The sequence below is a fragment of the Duganella sp. CY15W genome, from assembly GCF_009857555.1.
Taxonomy (GTDB): Bacteria; Pseudomonadota; Gammaproteobacteria; order Burkholderiales; family Burkholderiaceae_D; genus Rugamonas; species Rugamonas sacchari.
On record NZ_WWCQ01000003.1, the window covers coordinates 548,034 to 572,581 of the forward strand.

At 62.0% G+C, this 24,548-nt stretch carries 27 protein-coding genes; 15 read left to right on the forward strand and 12 right to left on the reverse strand.

What is annotated here, in order from left to right; all coding sequences use genetic code 11:
- Positions 1–8: 8 nt before the first annotated feature.
- From GTP58_RS17445 to GTP58_RS17455, 3 genes are all read left to right on the forward strand, one after another.
- Entirely contained in the window at positions 9–758 is a 750-nt protein-coding gene (locus tag GTP58_RS17445) for a 1-acyl-sn-glycerol-3-phosphate acyltransferase (protein WP_161078524.1), read from the forward strand.
- A gap of 13 nt (positions 759–771) precedes the next feature.
- The gene (locus GTP58_RS17450) at positions 772–1,701 is read left to right on the forward strand and encodes a LysR family transcriptional regulator (protein WP_161078525.1); all 930 of its coding nucleotides are present in this window, start codon (positions 772–774) and stop codon (positions 1,699–1,701) included.
- Positions 1,702–1,894: 193 nt separating this feature from the next.
- The gene (locus GTP58_RS17455; RefSeq protein ID WP_161078526.1) at positions 1,895–2,035 is read left to right on the forward strand and encodes a hypothetical protein; all 141 of its coding nucleotides are present in this window, start codon (positions 1,895–1,897) and stop codon (positions 2,033–2,035) included.
- On the opposite strand, the gene GTP58_RS17460 is transcribed toward GTP58_RS17455, so the two are convergent.
- On the reverse strand, positions 2,007–2,876 hold the full coding sequence (locus tag GTP58_RS17460) for a symmetrical bis(5'-nucleosyl)-tetraphosphatase (RefSeq protein ID WP_161078527.1): 870 nt from the start codon (positions 2,874–2,876) through the stop codon (positions 2,007–2,009). The two genes, GTP58_RS17455 and GTP58_RS17460, sit on opposite strands and share 29 nt — an antisense overlap.
- A 119-nt stretch (positions 2,877–2,995) precedes the next feature.
- Here GTP58_RS17460 and rfbB point away from each other — a divergent pair, with 119 nt between their 5' ends.
- The 10 genes from rfbB (at position 2,996) to GTP58_RS17510 (ending at position 11,938) form a co-directional block, all read left to right on the forward strand.
- On the forward strand, positions 2,996–4,063 hold the full coding sequence (gene rfbB / locus GTP58_RS17465) for a dTDP-glucose 4,6-dehydratase (protein WP_161078528.1): 1,068 nt from the start codon (positions 2,996–2,998) through the stop codon (positions 4,061–4,063).
- Complete coding sequence (rfbA, locus tag GTP58_RS17470; protein WP_161078529.1) at positions 4,063–4,962, forward strand: glucose-1-phosphate thymidylyltransferase RfbA; 900 nt, start codon at positions 4,063–4,065, stop codon at positions 4,960–4,962. The genes rfbB and rfbA overlap by 1 nt, the downstream gene beginning before the upstream one ends.
- Positions 4,959–5,507 (forward strand): dTDP-4-dehydrorhamnose 3,5-epimerase, encoded by a 549-nt coding sequence (gene rfbC, locus GTP58_RS17475; RefSeq protein WP_161078530.1) that lies wholly within the window; start codon positions 4,959–4,961, stop codon positions 5,505–5,507. The genes rfbA and rfbC overlap by 4 nt, the downstream gene beginning before the upstream one ends.
- Positions 5,504–6,361: a dTDP-4-dehydrorhamnose reductase gene (gene rfbD, locus GTP58_RS17480; protein ID WP_161078531.1), complete on the forward strand. Its 858-nt coding sequence runs from the start codon at positions 5,504–5,506 to the stop codon at positions 6,359–6,361. Before rfbC ends, rfbD begins: the two co-directional genes overlap by 4 nt.
- Before the next feature lie 158 nt (positions 6,362–6,519).
- Positions 6,520–7,614: a glycosyltransferase family 4 protein gene (locus tag GTP58_RS17485; protein ID WP_072788569.1), complete on the forward strand. Its 1,095-nt coding sequence runs from the start codon at positions 6,520–6,522 to the stop codon at positions 7,612–7,614.
- A 70-nt stretch (positions 7,615–7,684) separates the two neighbouring features.
- Positions 7,685–7,996: an H-NS family nucleoid-associated regulatory protein gene (locus GTP58_RS17490; RefSeq protein WP_161078532.1), complete on the forward strand. Its 312-nt coding sequence runs from the start codon at positions 7,685–7,687 to the stop codon at positions 7,994–7,996.
- Between the two features lie 24 nt (positions 7,997–8,020).
- Positions 8,021–9,403 carry a phosphomannomutase/phosphoglucomutase gene (locus GTP58_RS17495; RefSeq protein WP_161078533.1) on the forward strand — a complete coding sequence of 461 codons (1,383 nt, stop codon included), beginning with the start codon at positions 8,021–8,023 and terminating at the stop codon, positions 9,401–9,403.
- A gap of 4 nt (positions 9,404–9,407) precedes the next feature.
- On the forward strand, positions 9,408–10,415 hold the full coding sequence (waaC, locus tag GTP58_RS17500; RefSeq protein WP_161078534.1) for a lipopolysaccharide heptosyltransferase I: 1,008 nt from the start codon (positions 9,408–9,410) through the stop codon (positions 10,413–10,415).
- 2 nt (positions 10,416–10,417) lie between these two features.
- Positions 10,418–11,707, forward strand: coding sequence for a lipid IV(A) 3-deoxy-D-manno-octulosonic acid transferase (gene waaA / locus GTP58_RS17505; RefSeq protein ID WP_161078535.1), 1,290 nt, complete (start codon positions 10,418–10,420; stop codon positions 11,705–11,707).
- A 51-nt stretch (positions 11,708–11,758) separates the two neighbouring features.
- The gene (locus tag GTP58_RS17510) at positions 11,759–11,938 is read left to right on the forward strand and encodes a hypothetical protein (protein WP_229215619.1); all 180 of its coding nucleotides are present in this window, start codon (positions 11,759–11,761) and stop codon (positions 11,936–11,938) included.
- Between the two features lie 9 nt (positions 11,939–11,947).
- Here GTP58_RS17510 and GTP58_RS17515 read toward each other — a convergent pair whose 3' ends face one another.
- The 9 genes from GTP58_RS17515 to GTP58_RS17555 form a co-directional block, all read right to left on the reverse strand.
- Entirely contained in the window at positions 11,948–12,496 is a 549-nt protein-coding gene (locus tag GTP58_RS17515; RefSeq protein WP_161078536.1) for a cytochrome b, read from the reverse strand.
- A 26-nt stretch (positions 12,497–12,522) separates the two neighbouring features.
- Positions 12,523–13,467: a YgjP-like metallopeptidase domain-containing protein gene (locus GTP58_RS17520; RefSeq protein WP_373924758.1), complete on the reverse strand. Its 945-nt coding sequence runs from the start codon at positions 13,465–13,467 to the stop codon at positions 12,523–12,525.
- Positions 13,468–13,472: 5 nt separating this feature from the next.
- Complete coding sequence (locus GTP58_RS17525; protein ID WP_161078537.1) at positions 13,473–14,213, reverse strand: 1-acyl-sn-glycerol-3-phosphate acyltransferase; 741 nt, start codon at positions 14,211–14,213, stop codon at positions 13,473–13,475.
- A 19-nt stretch (positions 14,214–14,232) separates the two neighbouring features.
- A complete protein-coding gene (gene gmhB, locus GTP58_RS17530; protein ID WP_072788872.1) occupies positions 14,233–14,799 on the reverse strand; it encodes a D-glycero-beta-D-manno-heptose 1,7-bisphosphate 7-phosphatase in 567 nt (188 codons plus the stop codon).
- 15 nt (positions 14,800–14,814) lie between these two features.
- The gene (gene glyS / locus GTP58_RS17535; RefSeq protein WP_161078538.1) at positions 14,815–16,923 is read right to left on the reverse strand and encodes a glycine--tRNA ligase subunit beta; all 2,109 of its coding nucleotides are present in this window, start codon (positions 16,921–16,923) and stop codon (positions 14,815–14,817) included.
- 14 nt (positions 16,924–16,937) lie between these two features.
- Entirely contained in the window at positions 16,938–17,867 is a 930-nt protein-coding gene (gene glyQ / locus GTP58_RS17540) for a glycine--tRNA ligase subunit alpha (RefSeq protein ID WP_161078539.1), read from the reverse strand.
- An 81-nt stretch (positions 17,868–17,948) separates the two neighbouring features.
- Positions 17,949–19,517, reverse strand: coding sequence for an apolipoprotein N-acyltransferase (lnt, locus tag GTP58_RS17545; RefSeq protein WP_161078540.1), 1,569 nt, complete (start codon positions 19,515–19,517; stop codon positions 17,949–17,951).
- Positions 19,517–20,401 (reverse strand): HlyC/CorC family transporter, encoded by an 885-nt coding sequence (locus GTP58_RS17550; RefSeq protein WP_072788590.1) that lies wholly within the window; start codon positions 20,399–20,401, stop codon positions 19,517–19,519. Before GTP58_RS17550 ends, lnt begins: the two co-directional genes overlap by 1 nt.
- A gap of 83 nt (positions 20,402–20,484) precedes the next feature.
- Positions 20,485–21,399 (reverse strand): LysR family transcriptional regulator, encoded by a 915-nt coding sequence (locus tag GTP58_RS17555; protein WP_161078541.1) that lies wholly within the window; start codon positions 21,397–21,399, stop codon positions 20,485–20,487.
- A gap of 92 nt (positions 21,400–21,491) precedes the next feature.
- Here GTP58_RS17555 and GTP58_RS17560 point away from each other — a divergent pair, with 92 nt between their 5' ends.
- A complete protein-coding gene (locus GTP58_RS17560; protein ID WP_161078542.1) occupies positions 21,492–22,439 on the forward strand; it encodes an MBL fold metallo-hydrolase in 948 nt (315 codons plus the stop codon).
- A gap of 13 nt (positions 22,440–22,452) precedes the next feature.
- On the opposite strand, the gene ybeY is transcribed toward GTP58_RS17560, so the two are convergent.
- Together ybeY and GTP58_RS17570 are read right to left on the reverse strand one after the other, a co-directional pair.
- Positions 22,453–22,929, reverse strand: a complete 477-nt coding sequence (ybeY, locus tag GTP58_RS17565) for an rRNA maturation RNase YbeY (RefSeq protein ID WP_161078543.1) — start codon at positions 22,927–22,929, stop codon at positions 22,453–22,455.
- The gene (locus tag GTP58_RS17570; RefSeq protein ID WP_161078544.1) at positions 22,913–24,013 is read right to left on the reverse strand and encodes a PhoH family protein; all 1,101 of its coding nucleotides are present in this window, start codon (positions 24,011–24,013) and stop codon (positions 22,913–22,915) included. The genes ybeY and GTP58_RS17570 overlap by 17 nt, the downstream gene beginning before the upstream one ends.
- 147 nt (positions 24,014–24,160) lie before the next feature.
- Between GTP58_RS17570 and GTP58_RS17575 the strand changes: the two genes are divergently transcribed.
- The gene (locus GTP58_RS17575; protein ID WP_072788598.1) at positions 24,161–24,484 is read left to right on the forward strand and encodes a hypothetical protein; all 324 of its coding nucleotides are present in this window, start codon (positions 24,161–24,163) and stop codon (positions 24,482–24,484) included.
- Positions 24,485–24,548: the final 64 nt, after the last annotated feature.

Genomic DNA, 24,548 nt, shown 5'->3' on the forward strand with positions numbered 1-24,548 from the left:
ACGCCTGCATGAAACTGTCGACGATATTCCGCCTCGTGCGGGTGCTTTTGCACGTGTTTCAGGGCATGGCGATCTGCGCTACCGTGTTCCCATGGATCGGGCTGGAGAAACGCAACGCCCATATCCGCCGCTGGTCCACCAAGCTGCTCAAACTGTGCAATGTGACGGTGGAGCACGCGGCCGGTAGCGCACCGGTGCTGGACTGCTCCATGGTGGTGGCCAATCACGTGTCGTGGCTGGACATCTTTGTGGTGCACAGCCTTTATCCCAGCCATTTCGTGGCCAAGGCGGAGATCCGTTCCTGGCCGCTGGCGGGATGGTTGGCGGAGAAGGCGGGCACCGTGTTCATCTCACGCGGTAACCGCCGCGACCTGCGCCACATCTTCAAAGGGCTGGTCACCAGCCTGGAACAGGGCGAACGCGTGGCCTTCTTCCCGGAGGGGACCACTGCGGCGCAGGGCAGCCTGCTGCCGTTCCACGCCAATCTGTTTGAAGCGGCGATTGACGCCAAGGTGCCGGTGCAGCCATTTGCGCTGACCTATGAAGACGCTGGCGGCGGCTCGCATCCGTCGGTGGACTTCATCGGCGAAACCAGTTTTGCGGAAAGCATCGTGCTGATCCTGAATGGTCCGCCGGTGAAAGCCCGGCTGGCCATCCTGCCGCCGCTCAGCAGCGACGGCGCGCATCGCCGCGATCTGGCAGAAGCCTCGCACAAGGCCGTCGCCGCTGCGCTGGGCGTGCCCGTCGTAGCGCATTAACGGCGCCGTCATCATGCCGCAGCCATCCAACAACCTGAATCTTCTGAGGTCGCTGGATGTGCTGTTGGAGACGCGCAATCTCACCACCGCCGCCGAGATACTGGGGCTGACGCAGTCTGCGCTCAGCCGCCAGCTGGCGCAGCTGCGCCTTGAATATGGCGATCCCTTGCTGGTGCGGGAAGGGCAGCGCTTCCTGCTGACCCAGCGCGCGCAAGCCATGCGCGGTCCGCTCAAGGCCGTGCTGGCGGCGCTGCACTCGGTGCTCGATGGTCCGGGCTTTGAACCCGCCACCTGCACCCGCACGTTTGCCATCGCCGGTTCCGATTATCTGGCCGATCACATGCTGCCCGCGCTGGTGCAGGCCATGTGCGCGCAGGCGCCTGCGGCCAGCCTGAACTTCCGGCTATGGGAACCCGGCTACTACCGCCTGCTCAGCGATGAAGGCGTGGACCTGGTGGCCACCATTGCCGACCTGCTGCCCGAAAACCTGCATGGCCGCGCCATGGGCGAAGACCGCGCCGTGTGCCTGATGCGCGCCAGCCATCCGCTGGCGCAACAAACCCTGACGCTGGACGATTATGTACACGCCGCGCACCTGCGCATCAGCGGCGGCAGCGACCGGGATGGCATCATCGAACAGGCGCTGGCCAGGCTGGGCTTGCGGCGCGAGGTGCGTCTGACGGTGCCGTTTTTTTCGGCGGCGCTGCGCGTCGCCTGCAATCAGGACCTGCTCCTGACGGTGCCGGAGCACATGGCGATCCAGTTTGCCGCTGCCGCACCGCTGGTGTGGAAGCCGCTGCCGTTTGAGGTTCCCCCTTACCGCTACTGGCTGCTGTGGCATGTCCGTAACCACCACGATCCTGCACACCAGTGGTTCCGCCAACTGATGTTCGATGTCCTGCACCAGTTCGAGCACGGCGTCACCCACTTCAACGCCCACTGAGCGCAGCATGCGCGGCTTGCATACCGGGTATGCGGCCAACGCTGTTGATCTGCCCCTGCCGCATCCGTAGACTGGCCGCACTCAATAACGATGGGATGATCGATGAAGCGCCTGGAGATGGCTCTGTTATTTCTACTGGCGCCAGCATTCACGGACAAGGTTTGCAGACAGTTTATCTGGCGCGAGGGCGGACATGACCGCAGCGCCCGTTTTTTCAGCGGCTGAAACGGATGACAGCCGCTATTTCCTGGCCGGAGCGGATCTGCTGTCCGCCTATGGCCGCGCCTACCAGGTGATGGCGGCGCTTATGCCTTCTTTGCTGCTTTCACGCTGATCTGCTGGAATTCCGGGCACTGCACCTGCAGCAGGCTGCGGTCTTCCAGGCACACGGCGGACAACTGGCCGCCCCACACGCAGCCGCTATCGAGGCCGATCAGGTTCGGCTCCAGCTTCAGGCCCAGCGCCGACCAGTGGCCGAACACCACCGTGTCGCGCGCACTGCGGCGGCCTGGCACCTCGAACCATGGCATCAGGCCGGTCGATGGATCGGCCGTACCGCTTTCCTTCATCTTGAAATCCATCACCCCATCGGCGCTGCAGAAGCGCAGGCGCGTCATGGCGTTGATGATGCAGCGTAGCCGGTCCGGGCCCTGTAAATCATCCGACCACTGGGCCGGCTCGTTGCCATACATCTCGGCCAGGAATTCTGCGGCCTGCGCGCTGCGCAGCATGGTTTCCACCTCGCCTGCCAGTGCCACGGCCTGGGCGATGCTCCACTGCGGCAGCAGGCCGGCATGCACCAGCACATGCTGATCCACGCGGATGGCCAGTGGACGGTGGCGTATCCACTTGATCAGTTCATCGCGGTCGGGCGCATGCAGAATCTCCGCCAGCGTATCGGACTTGTGCTCAGGCCGGATGCCATAGGCCACGGCCAGCAGGTGCAGGTCGTGGTTGCCCAGCACGCTGTCGATGAGGCCGCCGCTGGCCATGGCCAGTTTGCGCACGTGGCGCAGCGTACTCAGCGAATCCGGGCCACGGTTGATTAAATCGCCCGCAAACAGGATGGCAGGCTCGGCCACGCCATCGGCAGCTGCGTGCGCGCGTATGCGGTCGAGTATCGCCAAAGCCTGCTCATGGCAGCCCTGCAAATCCCCGATTACATAGGTTTTCATAGTAATACTCGCTGGTTCGTTGCTTGGAAATCTGAAATACCCTGAATTTTCCCCGGATTAGGGGTACTTCACATAAAATCATACTTACGACTAATTTGACTCTTGCTGCGGGATACTAAATGATTTTTGTAACGGGTGGTGCTGGTTTTATCGGCTCGAATTTTGTCCTGGACTGGCTGGCTCAATCGGATGAGCCGGTGCTGAATTATGACAAACTGACCTACGCCGGCAATCTCAATAACCTGGCCTCGTTAAAGCAGGATGCGCGCCACACTTTTGTGCGCGGCGATATCTGCGACCAGGCCCAGGTACTGGCGCTGTTCCAGCAGCACAAGCCGCGCGCCGTGGTGCACTTCGCCGCTGAAAGCCACGTTGACCGCTCGATCCTGGGACCGGGCGAATTCATTGCAACCAATATCAACGGCACGTTCAGCATGCTGGAAGCGGCCCGTGCCTACTGGTCCGGCTTGCCCGAAGACGAGAAGGCGGCCTTCCGTTTCCTGCATGTGTCGACCGACGAAGTGTACGGCACGCTGGGACCGGACGATGCGCCGTTCAGCGAAACCACGGCGTTTGCGCCCAATAGCCCGTATTCGGCGTCCAAGGCCGCGTCCGACCACCTGGTGCGTTCCTACTTCCACACCTACGGCCTGCCGGTGCTGACCACCAACTGCTCCAACAACTACGGCCCGTACCACTTCCCGGAAAAACTGATCCCGCTGATTATCGCCAATGCGCAGGCCGGCAAGCCGCTGCCGATCTACGGCGATGGCCAGCAGGTGCGTGACTGGCTGTACGTCACCGACCACGCGGCCGCCATCCGCCGCGTGCTGGAAGCGGGTCGCCTGGGCGAGACTTACAACGTCGGCGGCTGGAACGAAATGGCCAACCTGGACGTGGTCCACACGCTGTGCGACATGCTGGACCAGCTCAAGCCGAAAGCCCAGGGCAGCTACCGCGACCAGATCACGTTTGTCAAAGACCGCCCTGGCCATGATCGCCGCTACGCGATTGATGCGCGCAAGCTGGAGCGCGAACTGGGCTGGAAACCGGCCGAGACCTTCCAGAGCGGCATTGCCAAGACCGTGCAGTGGTACCTGGACAACCAGGACTGGGTGGCCGATGTGCAGTCGGGCAGCTACGCCAAGTGGGTGGAAACCAATTACTTTAATCGCGAAGGCCAGTGATGAGCACTCTCAACAAACGCAAAGGCATTATCCTGGCTGGCGGCTCGGGCACGCGCCTGTATCCGGTGACGATGAGCGTCTCCAAGCAACTGCTGCCGATCTACGACAAGCCGATGATCTACCATCCGCTGACGGTGCTGATGCTGGCCGGGATGACCGACATCCTGCTGATCTCGACGCCGCAGGATACGCCTCGCTTCAAGGACTTGCTGGGTGACGGCAGCCAGTGGGGTATCAACATCAGCTACGCGGTGCAGCCGTCGCCGGATGGCCTGGCGCAAGCGTTCATCATCGGCAAGGAGTTTGTGGGCGACTCGCCGTCCGCGCTGATCCTGGGCGATAACATCTATTACGGCAACGACCTGGATGCGCTGCTGCGCCACGCCACCGAGCAGGCCGATGGCGCCACCGTGTTTGCCTACCATGTGCAGGATCCTGAGCGTTACGGCGTGGTGGAGTTTGACGAGCAGCGCACGGCGGTATCGATTGAAGAAAAACCGCAGCAGCCTAAATCGAACTATGCAGTGACCGGTTTGTACTTCTATGACAGCCAGGTGTGCGACATCGCCGCCAGCATCAAGCCGTCCGCGCGCGGCGAGCTGGAAATCACCGACGTCAACAAGGTCTATCTTGAAAAGGGGCAACTGAACGTGGAAGTGATGGGCCGCGGCATGGCCTGGCTGGACACCGGCACCCATGAATCGCTGCTGGAGGCGGGCCAGTTCATCGCCACCATCGAGAAGCGCCAGGGCCTGAAAGTGGCCTGCCCGGAAGAGATCGCCTACCGCAAGGGCTACATCAATGCCGAGCAGCTGCGCAAGCTGGCAGAACCGCTCAAGAAAAACCAGTATGGCCAATACCTGCTGCAGATTCTGGAAGATAAGGTCGTACCGCGATGAACGTGATTAAAACTCCGCTGGAAGGCTTGCTGGTGCTGGAGCCACGCGTGTTTGGCGACGACCGCGGTTTTTTCTTTGAAAGCTACAATGCCCGCCGCTTTACTGAGCTGACCGGGATTACCGCCGAGTTCGTGCAAGACAATCACTCGCGCTCCGTCAAGGGCGTGCTGCGTGGCCTGCATTATCAGATCCAGCAGGCGCAGGGCAAGCTGGTGCGTGCTACCGCCGGCGCCGTGTTTGATGTGGCGGTCGATATCCGTCAAGGCTCGCCGACGTTTGGCCAGTGGTTCGGCACCGAGCTGTCGGCCGAGAACAAGCGCCAGATGTGGATACCGCCAGGCTTTGCGCATGGCTTTGTAGTGACCTCCGACAGCGCCGAGTTCCTGTACAAAACCACCGACTACTGGGCGCCCGAACACGAGCGTGCCATCCTGTGGAATGATCCGGCCATCGGCATCCAGTGGCCCACGCTGGAGTCCGCGCCGCTGCTGTCCGGCAAAGACCAGGCCGCTGTGCTGCTGGCCAACGCCGAGGTCTTCGCATGAAGGTGCTGCTGACTGGCAGTACCGGCCAGGTCGGTTACGAACTGGCCCGCAGCCTGCAGGGCGTGGGCGAGGTGGTGGCGGTGGACCGCCAGGTTATGGACCTGTCCAACCTGGACCAGGTGCGCGAGGTGATCCGCAGTGTCAAACCCAAGCTCATCGTTAACCCTGCCGCTTACACGGCGGTAGACAAGGCCGAGAGCGAGCCTGAGCTGGCCCACCGTATCAATGCCGAAGCACCGGGCGTGATGGCGGAAGAGGCCAAAGCGCTGGGCGCGGCACTGGTGCATTACTCCACGGATTATGTCTTTGACGGCTCGCAGCCGTCGCCGCGCGTAGAAGACGATTCGGTCGGGCCGCTCAACGTCTACGGCGCAAGCAAGCTGGCGGGCGAGCAGGCGATTGCGGCAGCGGGCATACCGCACCTGATTTTCCGCACCAGCTGGGTATATGGCATGCGCGGCAAGAACTTCCTGCTGACCATGCTGCGCCTGGCCAGGGAGCGCGATGAACTGCGCGTGGTGGCCGACCAGCACGGCGCGCCAACCTGGAGCCGCACGATTGCCGATATCACGGCGCAAGTGCTGTCGCAGGCGCATGCCGGCGGCCGCGAATGGTGGGTGCAGAACAGTGGCATCTACCACCTGAGTGCCCAGGGCCAGACCAGCTGGCATGAATTCACCCAGGCCATCATCGAAGAGGCGGGCTTGAACTGCAAGGTCTTGCCGATTACCACGGCCGACTATCCGACGCCGGCCCGGCGTCCGCAGTATTCCGTGATGTCGTCAGAGCGCCTCATGGCACGTTTCTGCCATTTGCCTGATTGGAAAGAAGCGCTCCAGCTCTGCATGCGATGAGTTGTATCGATTGGTAAGCATACTCAACCGGGTAAGTTGCTACTGGTATGATGCCGGCGGACCGCAAAGCGCGGACCGCCGCACGCGATACGGTACAATGCCCTGTTGGTATGCAGACAATGCCTCGTGTTGCGATACAACGCAGAACTTAAAATAATATGTTTTCCTTCTTACTGAGCTTTATCGCTTCCGCGCTGCTTACCCTGTTGGTGATTAAAGAAGCGAGATTGCACGGTCCGGCGCTGGACTCCAATTTCGATGGCGTGCAAAAAGTGCATGTCCATAATGTGGCGCGGATTGGCGGTTTATCGATTTTCCTGGCGGTGGCGCTCAGTTCCGCTATTTCCATCTGGCGGGTGCCCGTCCTGAGCCAGTGGCTGTTATCGCTGCTGGCGTGTTCGGCCGTGGCTTTTATCGGCGGTATTGTCGAAGATTACACGGGCCGCGTGAGCGCCTTGCGCCGCCTGTTATTGACCATGGCGGCCGCCACACTCGGCTATTTTCTGCTGGACGCCCGGATTGACCGGCTGGACTGGGCATTTTCCGCCTGGACCCTGCCGTATATGTGGGTCACCTTGCCATTGACAGTGCTGGCGGTGGCCGGCATCGCCAATGCGGTGAATATTATCGATGGTTTTAACGGCCTGGCCAGCGTGGTATGTATTTGCATGCTGCTGTCGCTCGGGTATGTGGCCTTGCAGGTCAATGATATGTTTGTGCTGATTGCGGCGCTGATGGTGGCCGGCGCCACGGCCGGCTTCCTGATCTGGAATTATCCGGTCGGCCTGATTTTCCTGGGCGATGGCGGCGCCTACTTCATCGGCTTTATGCTCGGCGAGCTGGCCTTGTTGCTGGTCATGCGCAATCCGCAGGTATCGACCTGGTATGCCGCCTTGCTGCTGATTTATCCCGCTTTTGAGACGCTGTTTTCGGTCTATCGCCGGATGTTTGTGCGGGGTAAATCGCCTGCGATGCCGGACGGTATTCATTTGCACAGCCTGATTTTCCGCCGCGTGGTGCAATGGGCTGTCGGCCGCAAGGAAGCGCGGGCGCTGATCCGCCGTAATTCGCTGACCTCGCCCTATCTGTGGCTGTTTTCGCTGATGGCGGTAATCCCGGCGACGGTATTCTGGCGCCATACCTGGGTATTAATGGTGTCGTGCATCCTGTTCATCGGCAGTTATATCTGGATTTACGTGCGTATCGTCCGATTTAAAGCGCCGCGCTGGATGATACGTCACAAGAAACACTGAATCATTTAACAATGATGTAAACTATTCCCGCTGTGGTTTTAACTCTCATCACATAAAAAGGGAAATAAAAATGGATCTGTCGAATCTGTCGTCGGGCGAATTGCGCAAACTGCAGGAGCAATTGCAGCAGGAATTGAAAAAACGCGAAAGCCAGGACCTGGCCCGCGCGCGTGAAGAAATTCTGGCCATCGCCAAAAGCGTTGGCGTGTCGGTGCAGGACCTGGTTGGCGGCGTCGCACCACGCGTCAAAACCGGCAAGGTGGCGCCGCAATACCGCAATCCTGCCGATACCAGCCAGGAATGGACCGGCCGTGGCCGCCAGCCCAAGTGGGTCAAGGATTGGGTTGACGCTGGCAATGATGTTGCCGCTCTCAAGCTTTAATACTTTTAACGGATCTGATTAACAATGGTCTCTCTTTCCAAAACCATCTTCAAAGCCTACGACATTCGCGGCATCATCGATAACACCCTGGATGTGGGCGTTGCCCACCAGATCGGTGCCGCCTTCGGCCGTGCTGCACTGGCCAAGGGCGAGAAAAAAGTCGTGATCGGCCGCGATGGCCGCTTGTCCGGCCCGTCGCTGGCCAAGGCCCTGGCGGAAGGCTTGCAGTCCGCTGGCGTGGATGTGATCGACCTGGGCGTGGTTGCCACTCCGATGGTCTATTTCGGCACCAATGTGCTGGACGCTGCGTCCGGCATCATGGTGACCGGCAGCCACAATCCACCGGACTACAACGGCTTCAAGATGGTGTTGGCTGGCGAGGCCATTCACGGTGAGGCCATCACCGGCCTGTACGACAGCATCCTGCAACACGACGGTTCGTCGGCGGCGGTAACGGGCGCCTACAGCACCTACGACATCCGTGCGCAGTACCTGCAGCGCATCATTGGCGATGTGAAAATCGCCCGTCCGATCAAGATCGCAGTCGATTGCGGCAATGGCGTGGCGGGTGCGTTTGCCGGCGACCTGTATCGCGGCATGGGCTGCGAAGTGATTGAGCTGTTCTGCGAAGTGGACGGCACTTTCCCTAACCACCACCCGGATCCGGCACACCCGGAAAACCTGCAAGACCTGATCCGCTGCCTGCAAGAGACCGACGCGGAAATCGGCCTGGCGTTCGACGGCGACGGCGATCGTCTGGGCCTGGTGACCAAGGATGGCCAGATCATCTATCCAGACCGCCAGATGATGCTGTTTGCTGGCGATGTGCTGTCGCGTAATCCTGGCGCGGAAATCCTGTACGACGTTAAGTGCACCCGCCACCTGGCGCCGTACATCGAGCAAGCCGGCGGCAAACCGCTGATGTACAAGACCGGCCACTCGCTGGTGAAAGCCAAGCTGAAGGAAACCGGCTCGCCACTGGGCGGCGAAATGAGCGGTCACATTTTCTTCAAGGACCGCTGGTATGGTTTCGACGATGGCCTGTACGCCGGCGCGCGCATGCTGGAAATCCTGACCAAGGAACAAGATCCGTCGGCGTTGCTGAACGCACTGCCGCAGTCCGACAGCACCCCCGAGCTGCACCTGCATCTGAAAGAGGGCGAGAACTTCGCACTGATGGACAAGCTGCGCGCGGATGCTGAATTCCCGGGCCATGAGCGCATCATCACCATTGACGGCCTGCGTGTGGAATATGCCGACGGCTTCGGCCTGGCGCGTTCGTCCAACACCACGCCGGTGATTGTGATGCGCTTTGAGGCGGAAACGCCGGCTGCCCTGGAGCGCATCCAGGGCCAGTTCAAGAGCGTGATCCTGGCGGCCAAGCCAGACGCAGAACTGCCGTTCTAACACCATGGCGACGACGCAAGCGCGCGGCGGCAGGCCGCTGAACATTCTGCTGGTGCGCGTGTCGTCGCTGGGCGATGTGCTGCATAACATGCCCATGGTGGCCGACATCGCCCGCCATTTCCCGGACGCGCATATCGACTGGGTGGTGGAGGAGGGCTTTGTCAGCCTGGTACGCATGAATGCGCGCGTGCGTAAGGTGATTCCGTTTGCGCTGCGCCGCTGGCGCAAGAGCCTCGGCAAGGCGGAGACGCGTGCCGAGATCAAGGATTTCTTCCGTACCCTGCGCCAGCAGGAGTACGACTATGTATTCGATACGCAGGGTCTGCTCAAGACCGGCATCATCATGGGCGCGGCGCGGGTGGCAAAGGGCGGCCGCAAGGTCGGCCTGGCCAACGGCAGCGAAGGCTCGGGCTATGAGGGCATCTCGCGTATCTTTCATCATCTGAGTGTGCCGACCGATCCGCGTACGCATGCGGTGGCGCGCGGCCGCATTGTGGCTGGCGCAGCGCTGGGCTATGCGGTGGATACGCCGGCCGATTTCGGTTTGCCGGCGGTGCCGGACGATACCCCGCGTCCGGAATGGATGCCGGCATCGTATGCGGTGTTCTTCCACGGGACGGCGCGCGACGCCAAGAAGTGGGCGCCGGAAAACTGGATCGCGCTGGGCCGCGAACTGGCGCCAATGCCGGTGCTGCTGCCGTGGGGCTCGCCGAAAGAAAAGGCGGAAGCCGAACATCTGGCGGCCAGCCTGCCGAATGCGCGCGTGCTGCCCAAGCTGTCGATGGCCGATGCCATCACGGTCGCGCGCCGCGCTGACCTGGTGGTGGGCGTGGACACGGGCCTGGTGCACATCGCTGCCGCGTTCGTGCGGCCGACGGTGGAAATCTATGCCGATTCGCCGCGCTGGAAGACCGAAGGCAATTGGTCGCCGCGCATTATCAATCTGGGCGATCAGGGCACGCCGCCAGCGGTGGCGGACGTGCTGGCTGCGGCCCGGAGCTTGCTGGGCTAAACATGCGACTGTTTTATTCCGTGATGTGGTGGCTGGCCTTGCCGCTGGTGCTCGCGCGCCTGTGGCTGCGCGGCCGCAAGGAACCTGGCTATCGCCAGCATTGGGGCGAACGCCTCGGCTTGTATCGCCGCATCGGCGCATCCGGCCGCGCTGCTGCGCCGGTGCTCTGGGTTCACGCCGTTTCGGTTGGCGAAACGCGTGCAGCGGAGCCGCTGGTGGACGCTTTGCTGGCCGACTATCCGCAAAGCCGCATCATCCTCACCCACATGACGCCAACCGGCCGTGCTACTGGCAAAGCCTTGTTTGCCAAGCATGGCGACCGCCTGCTGCAATCCTATCTGCCGTACGACACCGGCAGCATGGTGTCGCGTTTCATCCGCCACTTCCGGCCGCAGGTCTGCATCCTGATGGAGACCGAAGTCTGGCCCAATCTGATTGCAGTGTGCGGCGCGAAAGGCGTGCCAGTGGTGCTGGCCAACGCCCGGCTGTCGGAACGCTCGCTGCGCAAGGCCACGCGCCTTGGCTCGCTGATGCAGAACGCTGCGCGCGGCATCGCGCTGGTCGCCGCGCAGACCGAAGCGGACGCCCAGCGCATCCGTTCGCTGGGCGTGCCGCGCGTTGAAGTCACGGGCAGCATCAAGTTTGATGTGGTGGTGCCGGACACCGCACTGGCCATCGGCGCCTCGCTGCGTGCCGCGATCGGCGAACGTCCGGTCCTGCTGTGCGCTTCCACGCGTGAAGGCGAAGAAGAACTGATCCTGCAAGCGTATGTGAGCGCCCCCTCCGCGCTGCCTGCTGCAACGCTGCTGCTGATTGTGCCGCGCCACCCGCAGCGCTTTGACGAAGTAGAAAAAATGATTGCCGCGCGTGGCCTGACCGTCGCGCGCCGCAGCCAGCTGGCGCTGGACGGCAGCGCCATGCCGCACAGCGTCGAGGTGCTGCTGGGCGATTCGATGGGCGAAATGTTCGCTTACTACTCGGCCTGCGACGTTGCTTTCGTCGGCGGCAGCCTGATGCCGCTGGGCGGCCAGAACCTGATCGAGCCGGCGGCACTGGGCAAGCCCGTGCTGATCGGCCAGCATACCTTCAACTTTGAACTGGTCACGGAAGACGCGCTGGCCGCAGGCGGCGCCCAACGCATCACCGACGCCGCCGACCTGATGTCTACCGCCGCCCTCCTGCTAAGCAACAGCACGCAACGCGCCACGATGGGCGACAATGCCCTGGCCTTCGCCAACCAGCACCGCGGCGCGACGCGCCGTACCTTGAGCTTACTAAAAGATCTGATTTGACTGAGCTAATCGTGTAACGACGCGAATGCATGACGTTTTCCAGGCGACTTTATGCTCATCAGCGCTGAGAAGCTGGAGGTGGTCACAAACTGTGACCACCTCGCCAGATTGAAGTTTGCCAAAAGCTTTCCATTTGCATTTACCGAACATGGAGCGATACAGGCAGCAAACATCCCATCGGCAGAACCTAAAAAACGGCCGATTGGCTTTGTCACGCCAAGCGAAAAGTAAGAAGCTGGCTCAATCGATGCGTCGTCCCAGCATTCGCAGCAGGGTGCCGTCCTTGTCGAGCAGGTGGTGTTTGAGTGCGGCTGCGGCGTGCAGGGCGATGAGGATAAGCAGCAGGTAGCCAAGCAGGCCGTGGGCTGCCTGGCCCAGATCAGACCACTGCTGGCTGAACGGGATCGCCTGGCCGTTGGCGTAGCGGCTGGGGAAAATCTCAAACGAGAAGATGCCAAAGCCGTTGCCGCTGGCGCCGGAGTAGATCATGCCGGTAATCGGCAGCACCACGGTCAGGATCAGCAGCACGATATGCGCTGCCACGGCGTTGTGGTGCTCCACCTTGGACATCGCGCGCACCGGCTGCGGCAGGCCGTTGCGCCAGCGCCAGGTGAGGCGTACCAGAATCACGGCAAACACCAGCAGGCCAAAGGATTTGTGGATGTGGTACAGGTGGAAGGATTCGGTTTCCACCATATAGATGCCAACTGCGATCAGGCCGAGTATGCCGAGCGCCACCAGCCAATGCAGCGCTACCGTAACCGCGCTGAATTTTTTGACTGTGTCCATGCTGTCTCCGTTATAAAAATCAGGAATTATGCAAACAGCACCGGCAGCTCCTGCGAACGTTTGCGCAGGAGGTTTTTGGCTTCTTCGTATTCGGGGTAGATCAGGCCGACGGTGTCCCAGAATTGCTGGCTGTGGTTCATCTCGAGGATGTGCGACAGTTCATGCGCCACCACGTAGTCGATCAGTGGCAGCGAGAAGTGGATCAGTTTCCAGTTCAGGCGGATCTTGCGGTCGGCGGTGCAGGAACCCCAGCGCGTGCCTGCCGACGACAGGCCAAACGAGTGGTACTGCACGCCCAGTCGTCCGGCATACAAGTCCAGGCGCTGCTCGAACAGTTCCTTGGCCTGCTGCTGGTACCACGCTTTCACGCGTTCCTTGAGCAGGTTCTCGCTGGCGCCGGGGACGAGTGTCATCCACAGCTCGTGTGTATTCGGATTGTAGATGCTGCGATTGCGGCCGCCGACCAGCAGGCGCAAGCTGATGTCCATGCCCAGATACGGCAGCTGGGCGCCGTCGATCCACTCGACAGGCGGCTTCTCCAGGCGCGCGGCGCGGCGTTCGCGGCGCTCTTTGAGCTTACTTAAAATCCAGTGCTGCTTGGTGCGGATGGCTTCATCGATCTCCGCGATGTTGACGCGCTTGGGCGCGGTCACGCGCAGGCCTTCGTCGTCGATCATGAATCCGATCGAGCGGCGCGTCGAACGGCGCAATTCGTATTCGAGGATAAATCCACCTACCATCAGCTGGCGGCGCGGTGCCTGATCGTTTGGTGGGGCAACGAGAGGGCGTCGCTTGACCGGTGCAGGCGCTTCTGGCGGTGCGACGTAAGGTGAGACGGGAGGTGTTTTCTGTGAAGGTGGAACGGACCATACCGGCGTGGTGTAAACCGGCCTGGGAGGCGGCGAGGCCTCCCTTCCGAACAAGTCCGGCTGGTTGGGATCAGGCGACGCCGGTTTGACCAGCGTGGCCAGATCATCTAACCAGCGTTGTAAGCGTGGGGCGAAATGACGCGCATTTCTGATTCGATCCAATTTTCCACCTGTTGCATCATGCCGTCCGGCGTCTGGCCTTCTGGCGAAATCGGCTTACCTATCGATACTGTAACAAGACCAGGGCGTTTGATGAAAGAGTTTTTTGGCCAGCATTCACCAGAATTATGCGCGATCGGCACCACCACCGAGCCGGTTTCAATTGCGAGGCGCGTGCCGCCGCTCTTGTACTTGCCCGCTTTGCCGACCGGGATGCGCGTCCCTTCCGGGAACATGATAATCCACAGGCCTTGCGCCAGACGGCGCTTGCCGTGACGGACCACTTCCTGGAAGGCGTTCTTGCCCTGCTTGCGGTCAATCGGGATCATGCGCAGCAGCGCCATCGCCCAGCCGAAGAAGGGAATGTACAGGATCTCTTTCTTGAACACGAACACCAGTGGACGCGGCATGTTCGGCAGCAGGAAAATGGTCTCCCACGCCGACTGGTGCTTGGACAGCACAATGGCCTGTGCGTCCGGCAGGTTTTCGCGGCCGCGCACTTCGTAGCGGATGCCGCAGATCACCCGCAGGCACCAGATGATGAACACATTCCAGCGCGAGGTGATGAAGAAGCGCTGGCGGTAAGGCAGCGGTGCGGCCAGGAAGCAGACGAGGGACCAGAGAACGGTCGACAACACCATGACGATGGTGAAGATCAGGGAACGCAGAAACAGAACGGGATGACGCAATGCAGACTCCAAAAACGGTTTAGCTGACGACGTGCAGTGCCGGCGGGGTGCTGGTTTTCAGCAGATGGGTGACCATCGCTGCCAGATCCGGGAACACCATGGTGCCTGGCGGGAGGCCGCCGGTGACCTGGGTTTTCTCGCCCTTGCCGGTGAGGACCAGATACGGCACGCAGCCGCTCACATAGCCCGCCTGCAGGTCGCGCAGCGAATCGCCGACCACCGGCACGCCTTTCAGGCTGATTTTATAGCGCTGCGAGATTTCTGTGAACATGCCGGGCTTGGGCTTGCGGCAGTCGCAGTTGTCCGCTGCCGCGTGCGGGCAGAAGAACACGGCGTCGATATCCGCGCCCACTTGCTGCGCCAGGTTGTGCATCTTCTGGTGGATCGCATTCAGCACGGTCATGTCGAAGAATTCGCGGGCGATGCCCGACTGGTTCGACGCCACGACGACCCGGTAGCCCGCCTGGTTCAGGCGGGCGATGGCTTCCAGCGAGCCGGGAACGGGGATCCACTCCGCAGGCGACTTGATGAAATCCGGCGAGTCGTGGTTGATGACGCCGTCGCGATCAAGAATGATCAGTTTCATGGACGGCGCACCCATTTAGGCCGCCAGCTTGGAGATGTCGGCCACGCGGTTCATCATCCCGTGCAGGGACGACAGCAGCGCCAGACGGTTGTTGCGCAGGGCGACATCTTCCGCCATGACCATCACGTCGTTGAAGAAGGCATCGACTTCTTCCTTCAGCTGGGCCAGGGTTTTCAGCGTGCCCGCGAAGTCGCCCTGGTTGAAGGCGGCGTCGATTTCCGGCAGCACGCGCACCACGGCGGCGTTCAGGTTGATCTCGGCGGTGTCCTGCAGCAGCGAGACGTTGACGCCGGTGTTGCCAGCGGCAGCCAGGGCTTCTTCGTTCTTCTTCAGGATGTTGGTGATGCGTTTGTTGGCGGCGGCAAGCGAGGCCGATTCCGGCAGCGCGGCGAAGGCTTGCACGGCTTCCAGGCGCTGCACGATGTCGTCCAGGCGGTCCGGGTTCTGTGCGGCCACGGCTTCGATCTCGTTGACCGAGAAGCCGCGTTCGCGCAGGATGCCGCGCAGGCGGTCCAGCATGAAGGCTGCAACGTCGGCCGATGGGTCTTTGAAGCCGGCGACGGCGCTGAACTGTTTTGCAGCGTCAGCCAGCAGGCCGGAGATCGACAGCGACAGACGCTTTTCGATCAGCATGCGCAGCACGCCCAGCGCGTGGCGGCGCAGTGCGAACGGGTCTTTGTCGCCGGTTGGCTGCAGGCCGATGGCCCAGATGCCGACCAGGGTTTCCAGCTTGTCGGCCAGTGCGACGGCGGTGCCGGTTACGGTCGATGGCAGGGCATCGCCAGCGAAGCGTGGCTGGTAGTGTTCCGATGCGGCCAGCGCGACGTCTTCTGGTTCGCCGTCGTTGCGGGCGTAGTAGGTGCCCATGATGCCTTGCAGCTCAGGGAACTCGCCCACCATGTCGGTCAGCAGGTCGGCTTTCGACAGGCGCGCGGCGCGTTCGGTCAGGGCCACGTCGGCATTCAGCTTGGCGGCGATGGCGCCGGCCAGTGCCGTCACGCGGTCGCTGCGCTCTGCCTGGGTGCCCAGCTTGTTGTGGTAGACCACGTTCTTGAGCAGCGGCAGGCGCGATTCCAGAGTCTTCTTCTTGTCCTGCTCGAAGAAGAATTTGGCGTCGGACAGGCGCGGACGTACCACGCGCTCGTTGCCGCCAACGATGGCGTCTGGCGTGTCGGTGGCGATGTTGGAGACGATCAGGAAGCGCGAACGCAGCTTGCCGCTGGTGTCGGTCAGCGCGAAGTATTTCTGGTTGGTCTGCATGGTCAGGATCAGGCATTCCTGCGGCACGGCCAGGAATTCGTCTTCGAATTTGCATTCGTAGACGACTGGCCATTCAACCAGCGCGGCCACTTCGTCCAGCAGGGCTTCCGGCATCAGCACCTGGTCGGCGCCGGCCTTGGCCAGCAGTTCGGCGCGGATCTGTTCCTTGCGCTCTTCGACAGAGGCCAGCACTTTGCCGTCGGCTTTCAGCGTGGCGGCGTAGGCATCGGCGTTGGCGATGGTGACGGCGCGTTTGCCTGGCGCGGTGAGGAAGCGGTGGCCTTCGGTGACGTTGGAACCGGTCAGGCCCAGCAAGGTCAATGGCAGTACGGTGTCGCCATGCAGGGCGATCAGCGCGTGGGCGGGACGCACGAATTGCACGGTGGCGCCGTCCGGACGCTGGTAGCTCATCACTTTAGGAATCGGCAGCTTGGCGACCGAGTCTTCCAGCGCGGCTTGCAGGCCGCCTTGCAGGGCGCTGCCTGCGGCGGTGTAGGTGTAGAAGAAGCTTTCGGCCTTGCCGTCCTGCGCGCGTTCCAGATCGGCCACGGTCAGGTCAGGGAAGCCCAGTGCGGCCAGTTTCTTGGCCAACGGCGGCGTGCCGTTGCCGTTCGCGTCCAGCGCGACCGATACCGGCAGCACTTTTTCGCGGATCGATTTGTCCGGCGATACAGCGCGCACCTTGGTGATGGTGACGGCCAGGCGGCGTGGCGTGGCGTAGGCGGTGGCGACGCTGTCGGCTTCCAGGAAGTCGCGCGATTTCAGGCCGTTGACGATGCCGTCCGCGAAAGCCTTCCCCAGTTTGGCGAGCGCCTTCGGCGGCAGTTCTTCGGTCAGCAGTTCGATGAGCAGAGTTTGAGTCATATCGTTTATATCGTTTATTTTGCAGCTGCGTCAGTTGCGACGGCGGCGGTCTTTGGCGCCATCGGGAAGCCCAGACGCTCACGCGAATCGTAGTAAGCCTGCGCCACGAGGCGCGACAGGGTGCGCACACGGCCGATGTAGGCAGCGCGCTCGGTCACGGAGATGGCGCCGCGCGCATCCAGCAGGTTGAAGCTGTGCGAAGCTTTCATGATCTGCTCATAGGCCGGCAGCGTCAGCTGCGCTTCGATCAGGCGCTTGGCTTCCGATTCGTGGTTGTTAAATTGCGCGAACAGCAGCTCGGTGTTGGAATGCTCAAAGTTGTAGGCCGATTGTTCCACTTCGTTCTGGTGGAACACGTCGCCGTATTTCAGCGTTTTCGTCTCGCCGTTTTCTTCCCAGGTGGTCCACACCAGGTCGTACATGTTTTCCACGCCCTGCAGGTACATGGCCAGGCGTTCGACGCCGTAGGTGATCTCGCCCAGCACCGGCTTGCAATCGAGGCCGCCGACTTGCTGGAAGTAGGTGAACTGTGTCACTTCCATGCCATTCAGCCAGACTTCCCAACCCAGGCCCCAGGCGCCCAGCGTCGGCGATTCCCAGTCGTCTTCCACGAAGCGCACGTCATTCTGCTTCAGGTCCAGACCCAGCGCTTCCAGCGAGCCCAGATACAGTTCGAGAATATTTTCCGGCGCCGGCTTCATCACCACCTGGTACTGGTAGTAGTGCTGGCCACGGTTCGGATTCTCGCCATAGCGGCCATCTTTCGGACGGCGCGATGGCTGGACGTAGGCGGCGCGCCAAGGCTCTGGACCGATCGCGCGCAGGAAGGTACCGGTGTGGAAGGTGCCGGCGCCGACTTCCATGTCGTATGGCTGGAGCAGGGCGCAGCCTTGCTTGTCCCAGTAGGTTTGCAAGGTCAGGATAATTTGTTGAAATGTCAGCATCTTGTAATCGTCGGTGGCATACCCTGGCGATGGCCGGCGGGCAGGCGGTTGCAGTTTCGCTAAAGCGATGATTTTAGCGGGTTAAGCGGCTTTTGGCTGATTTTTCGAGCGTTTTGCCCAAAACCACGCGCCGGACAGGGACAGTGCCAGCAGGACCAGGAACAGCTTATTGCCCCACAGGATATATGGGGTGCTGCCGGCCATGCCCTGCACCTTGGCGGCCAGCGTGCCGAAGGTATTCATCGGCAGCTGTTGTACCACCTTGCCTTCGCCATTGATGATGGCGGTGGCGCCGGTATTGGTTGCCCGCAGCATGGGGCGGCCGGTTTCCAGCGAGCGCATTTGCGAGATCTGCAAATGCTGCGGAATGGCGATGGTCTCGCCAAACCAGGCCAGGTTGGAGACGTTGAGCAGCATGGTGGCCGGTTTCTGGTCCTGCGCCGGGTGGTTGAGCTGGTCGGCGATCTCTTCGCCAAACAAGTCTTCGTAGCAGATGTTGGGCAGTACGCGCTGGTCCTTGATCGGGAACGCCGGCTGGATTTCGCGGCCGCTGGTCTGGTCGCCAAGCGGAATCGACATCAGGTTGACGAACCAGCGGAAGCCGTAGGGGATGAACTCGCCATACGGCACCAGATGGTGTTTGTCGTAGCGGTAGTAGCTCGAGCCCGTGGACGGAATGCCGATCACGCTGTTGAAGTAGGCGGTCTGGCTGTCGGCCAATGGAATGCCCAGTACCAGGTTGCTGCCGGTGCGGTTCATGAATTGCGCCAGGCCGGCCAAGTAATCCGGCGGCAGCTGCTGCGGCAGCATGACGATGGCGGTTTCCGGTGTGGCGATCAGGTCGGCCGGGGCTGCCGTGATGGCGTCCTGGTACAGCTTGATCGTTGACTGCACTTTGGCGCCGTTGAATTTCTCGTCCTGCGGAATATTCCCTTGCAGCAGGCGCACCGAGATCGGCTTGCCTTCCGGGTAGGTCCATTGCAGGAAGCTCAGGCCGACGCCGGCCACGCAGATGGCGATGATGAGGCCCGCCGCGCGCACGCGGGTGCGGTGCAGCAGCAACAGCAGCGCGCCGGCCAGCACCGCAGCCAGCCAGCCCAGGCCGTACATGCCGATGACCGGCGCGAAACCGGCCAGCGGGCTGTGGTTGTGGGCATAGCCGGACGACAGCCACGGGAAGCCCGTGAACAGCCAGCCGCGCACCCATTCAAACAGCGCCCAGATGGCCGGGAACACCAGCAGATTGGCGGCCGGCAGCGGCAGCGTCCAGCGCTTGCGCAGCCAGGCGGCGGTGGCCATGGCGCCGGCGCCGTACAGGCCCATCGCGGCGCCCAGCAGCAGCACGGCCAGCGCGGCCAGCGGCGCCGGCATGGCGCCGTAGGTATGCATGGATACGTACAGCCAGTGCACGCCCGCCACGGTCCAGCCGGTCACAAAGGCCCAGCCGATCAGCGCGGCAGCTTTGACGCTGCTGCTGCGCAGGACCTGGTAGAACAGCGTGGCGAGGCCGAGGATTTCCAGCGGCCACCAGCCGAATGGCGCAAAAGCAAACACGCACAGCGCGCCCGCCAGGCCGGTAATGATCATCCGGCCCTGGGTTGAGCGTTGCGGCTTGGGTGGATCGTTGGGATTGGCGCGGCGAAAGCGCATTATGCGTCGTCGCCGGTGGCGGGGGCAGGCGGCAGTTTTTCGACCGTCAACACGTGGATCTGGCGGGCGTCGGCGCGCAGCACTTCAAAGCGCAGGCCTTCGAAATCGAAGGTGTCGCCCTTGTGCGGCATGCGTCCCAGATGCTTGGCAACCAGGCCGCCGATGGTGTCGACGTCATCGTCCGGCAGGGCGGTGTCCAGCTCTTCGTTGAATTGCTCGATCTCGGTCAGCGCCTTGATGCGCCAGCGTGGACCGTGCTGGCCTTCGCGGATCGACAGGATGTTGTCTTCCTCTTCATCGAAATCGTATTCATCTTCGATGTCGCCGACGATTTGCTCCAGCACGTCTTCGATGGTGATGAGGCCGGCAACGCCGCTGTACTCGTCCACCACGATGGCCATGTGGTTGTGGTTGGCGCGGAAGTCGCGCAGCAGCACGTTCAGACGTTTGGATTCCGGAATGAAGATGGCGGGACGCAGCATGTCGCGCACGTCGAACGATTCTTCGGCGTAGTAGCGCAGCAGGTCCTTGGCCAGCAGGATGCCGATAACCTTGTCGCGCTCGCCTTCAATCGCAGGGAAGCGCGAGTGGGCCGTTTGCAGCACCAGCGGCAGCCATTCCTCGATTGGCTTGGAGATGTCGATGACGTCCATCTGCGAGCGCGGAATCATGATGTCGCGGGCGGACAGGTCGGATACCTGGAACACGCCTTCGATCATCGACAAGGCGTCGGCATCGATGAGGTTGCGTTCGTGGGCGTCGTGCAGAACTTCGAGCAGCTCCGATCGGTTTTCGGGCTCGGGGGAGATGAAGGCGGTCAGCCGTTCAAACAGTGACCTATGGGGTTTAGCGTCAGTCTTGACGCTACTAGAGTGCTCTTGCATAGCGGGCGTGAGCCGTTGTTTCGAAGAGGCATAGGATACACCAAATGGACGACAGGGGCGGTTTTTGTCAAAAAAACATGCACTCAGGTAGACGTATTTTCTCCCAGTAACTGCGCGCGCAGCCAGCGGTGGGCCGGGTCGTTGTCGCTGCGCGGATGCCAGGCAATCGACAGATCGAACTGGCCGGCGTCGAGCGGCAGGTCGATGATGTCGAGCTGACCGGTGTGGCAGGCCAGGAATTCCTGCGGCAGCGAGCAGACCAGGTCGGTGGCCGCCAGGATCGCCGGCACCAGGCCGTACTGGGACACGGACACCGCCACGTCGCGGCGGTAGCCCTGGGCTTCGATCAGCGCGTCCATGAAGCCGCGGAAGCCGCCTTCGTTGGAAACGATCACGTGGCGCAACTGGCAGTAGCCGGCCAGGTCCAGCGGGCCGGTGCCGCGCGGATGGCCTTTGCGCTGGGCCATGCGGTAGCGCGTCTGGGTGATGCGCCGGATGCGCAAGGCGTCCGGCGCAAAGCGCGGGCCACCGGCCAGCAAGTCGATCTCGCCGCGCTCCATCTGGCCGACGATGCGGTTGAGGTCGTGCGGGACGAAGGCCAGCTTCAGGTCCGGACCGCCGGCCTGGTCGATCTGGCGCAGCAGCGACATCATGACCATGGTGATGCTGTTGTCGTTGCCGGCGATGCGGAAGGTGCGCTTGGCGTTGCGCGGGTCGAACGGCGCCGGCGTCTGCGCGACCGCCTGGTTGAGGGCTTCCAGGGCGGCGCGCAAGGGCTGTTGCAAGGTCAGCGCGTAGGGCGTGGCCACCATGCCACGGCCGTTTTCAGCCGGCATCAGCAGTGGATCGCCGAACAGCGTGCGCAGGCGCGCCAGCTGGGCCGACAGCGCAGGCTGGCTCAGATGCAGGCGCTGGGCGGCGCGGCTGACGTTTTTTTCTTCCAGCAGCCGGTCCAGCGATACCAGCAGCGGCAGATCGGCGCCTCGTATATCCATCATGGTTATACCTTGAATATCAATAATCGATTTTACGTATACATGCTAGCGGGTTTTAATGGCGCTGTGTTCCACATTACTGAAGGACTTCCACCATGAAACGCCTCGTCTCCCTGCTGGCCAGCGCCATGATCTTCTCCGCCCACGCCGCCGCTCCCATGTCCACCACCACTGATAGCGGCGTGTACCGCATGCAGCTGGGCGATTTCCAGGTTTCGGCCTTGTCCGATGGCACGGTAACGCTGCCGATCGACAAGCTGCTGACGGATATCGCGCCAGCGGTGCTGGACAGCGCGCTGCAGCACGACAACCTCAAGCCGATGATGGAAATTTCAATTAACGCCTACCTGGTCAACACCGGCGGCAAGCTGGTCCTGATCGATACGGGCGCTGGTGATTCCTTCAAGCCGCCCGTGGTGGCGCGTGCCGGACGGCTGCAAGAACGCCTGCGCAATGCCGGCTACACGCCGGAGCAGGTGGATGCGGTGCTGCTGACGCACATCCATGGCGACCATTCGGGCGGGCTGTCGCTGAACGGCAAGGCGCTGTTCCCGAATGCGCAGGTGTATGTCGACCAGCGGGATGCAGCGTTCTGGCTCGACCAGCGCAACCGCGCCACGGCGGCTGGCCAGCAGCATGGTTTCGATGAGGCGCAGGCGATGCTGGGGCCTTACGTCAAGGCAGGCCGCCTCAAGACGTTTGATGGCGCTACCGAGATCGTGCCGGGCGTGCGGGCGCGTCCCGCCTACGGCCATACGCCGGGACACAGCTTGTATGAGGTGGAAAGCCATGGCCAGAAATTGCTGCTGATCGGCGACCTGCTGCATGCAGCGTCAGTGCAATTGCCGCATCCGGATGTCACCATCAAGTTCGATGTGGACAGCAGCCAGGCCCGTGTACAGCGCCGCTTGGCGCTGGCCGATGCGGCCAGGGAAGGTTACTGGATTGGTGCGGCGCATATTTCCTACCCTGGGCTCGGCCACATACAGGCCGATGGCAAGGATAGCTACCGCTGGGTGCCGGCCAACTACAGCGGCTGGTAAATCAAGAGAACCGTCAGGAACGCTCGGAGGCGTAGGGATCGGCGTAGCCCAGTTCGGCGAGGATCTCGGTTTCTATGCCTTCCATCTCTTCCGCTTCCTCATCGTCCATGTGGTCGTAGCCTTGTGCGTGCAGCACGCCGTGGACGATCAGGTGGGCCGTGTGTTCTTCCACGGTTTTCTTTTGTTCGGCCGCCTCCTTCTCCAGCACATCGGTGCACAGGATGATGTCGGCCTGGGTTGGCGCGTCTTCCGGCAGCTCCTCTTCGCTTTCGTTGTAGGCAAAAGTCAGCACGTTGGTGGCGTAGTCCTTGCCGCGGTATTCGCGGTTCAGCGCCTGGCCCTCTTCGGCAGCGACAAAGCGGATCGTCAGTTCGGCCGGCGCGAACAGCGCGGCCTGTATCCACTTGCGGATTTTGGGACGGGTAATGGTTTCCTGCAGGCGCGGATCTGCGTACTGCACCGACAGCGTCAGTTTATTTTTTGCGGACATTTTTGAGAGCCGTGGCTTTGAGTAAGGGAGCGATTTCCGCTTCGTGGTTGTGGGCGGTTTCGTAAGCGTCGACGATGCGCGCGACCAGCGGGTGGCGCACCACGTCTTCGCTGTTGAAGTGGCTGAAGGCGATGCCGCGCACTTCTTTCAGCACTTGGATCGCGTCCACCAGGCCGCTCTTCTGGTTCTTGTGCAGGTCCACCTGAGTGACGTCGCCCGTGACCACAGCCTTGCTGCCAAAGCCGATACGGGTCAGGAACATCTTCATCTGCTCGACGGTGGTGTTCTGCGCCTCGTCCAGAATCACGAACGCGTGGTTCAGCGTGCGGCCGCGCATATAGGCCAGCGGGGCGATTTCAATTACCTGTTTCTCGAACATTTTCTGCGTGCGGTCGAAGCCCAGCAGGTCGTACAGCGCGTCGTACAGCGGGCGCAGGTACGGGTCCACCTTCTGCGACATATCGCCCGGCAGGAAGCCCAGGCGTTCGCCCGCTTCCACCGCAGGGCGGGTCAGGATGATGCGTTTGACGGCGTCGCGTTCCAGTGCGTCCACCGCGCAGGCGACCGCCAGATAGGTCTTGCCGGTGCCCGCCGGGCCGACCCCAAAGCTGATGTCGTGTTCGAGGATGTTGCGCAGGTAGCGGATCTGGTGCGGCGTGCGGCCGCGCAGGTCGGCGCGGCGGGTTTTCAGTACCGGGCTGTTGATGTCGATTTCGACTGCCGGCACGGTTTCCACCTTGCGCGGCTTGGTGGACAGGGGCGCTGCGCCATCGGCGGCAGGCGCTTCCACGGCGGCCAGGCCGGCGTGCATGCTGGCGCGCTGTTCCACCAGTGCCAGTTGCACTTCTTCGATCGGCACGATCTTGTTGGCGATGGCGTAGAAGTGCTCGAGGATTTCCACCGCACGTTCGGCGTTGTGGCCGCTGACGATGAACTTCTCGCCACGGCGGAAAATGGTGACGTCCAGCGCCGCAGAAATCTGGCGCAGGTTCTCGTCGAGCGGGCCGCACAAGTGGGCCAGGCGCGCGTTATCAAGCGGCTCCGGGACGAAGTAGTGCGGCTGGACTGGAGTTTTGGTTTTCAATGGGATGTCTGGTGTGAGAAGGCCCGGTGAGGGCACAACTGATAGTTTATCGTATTTGCCGCCGCCAGTGCCGTTAGGGCTTGATTTTGGCGCTGTTTGCTCTACAGTAGAGATGTAGCCCTTCGGCAATTTCTATGGAGTTGCATCATGGCAGTCAACGTTACTTCCGCAGCGCGTCCCGACCCGGTGCAACATAATCTGCGGGAAACCCGCGCGGCCCGCACCGAGCAGCGCAGCCAGCAGGCGACGGACGCACGCCGTACCGAACAGAATGACCGTGCCGAGAATGGCGATGCCCAGATCCGGCAGCGCGTAAAGCAGAATACCGAAGCCTCGCGCAATGAAGCGCGCGGCAATGACGACGCCGCTGCGGCCCAGCGCCGTGACGCCCAGCAAGCGGATAAAAAGGCCGATACGCAGCGTCGCCAGAACGAGAAAACGCTGGGCCGCCACATCGACACCACCGCCTGATTTTTCCCTCCTCCTCCGCTGTAAAGCTGAACTTGCTTTGTGTAACAGTTTCCTACAAGTTCTT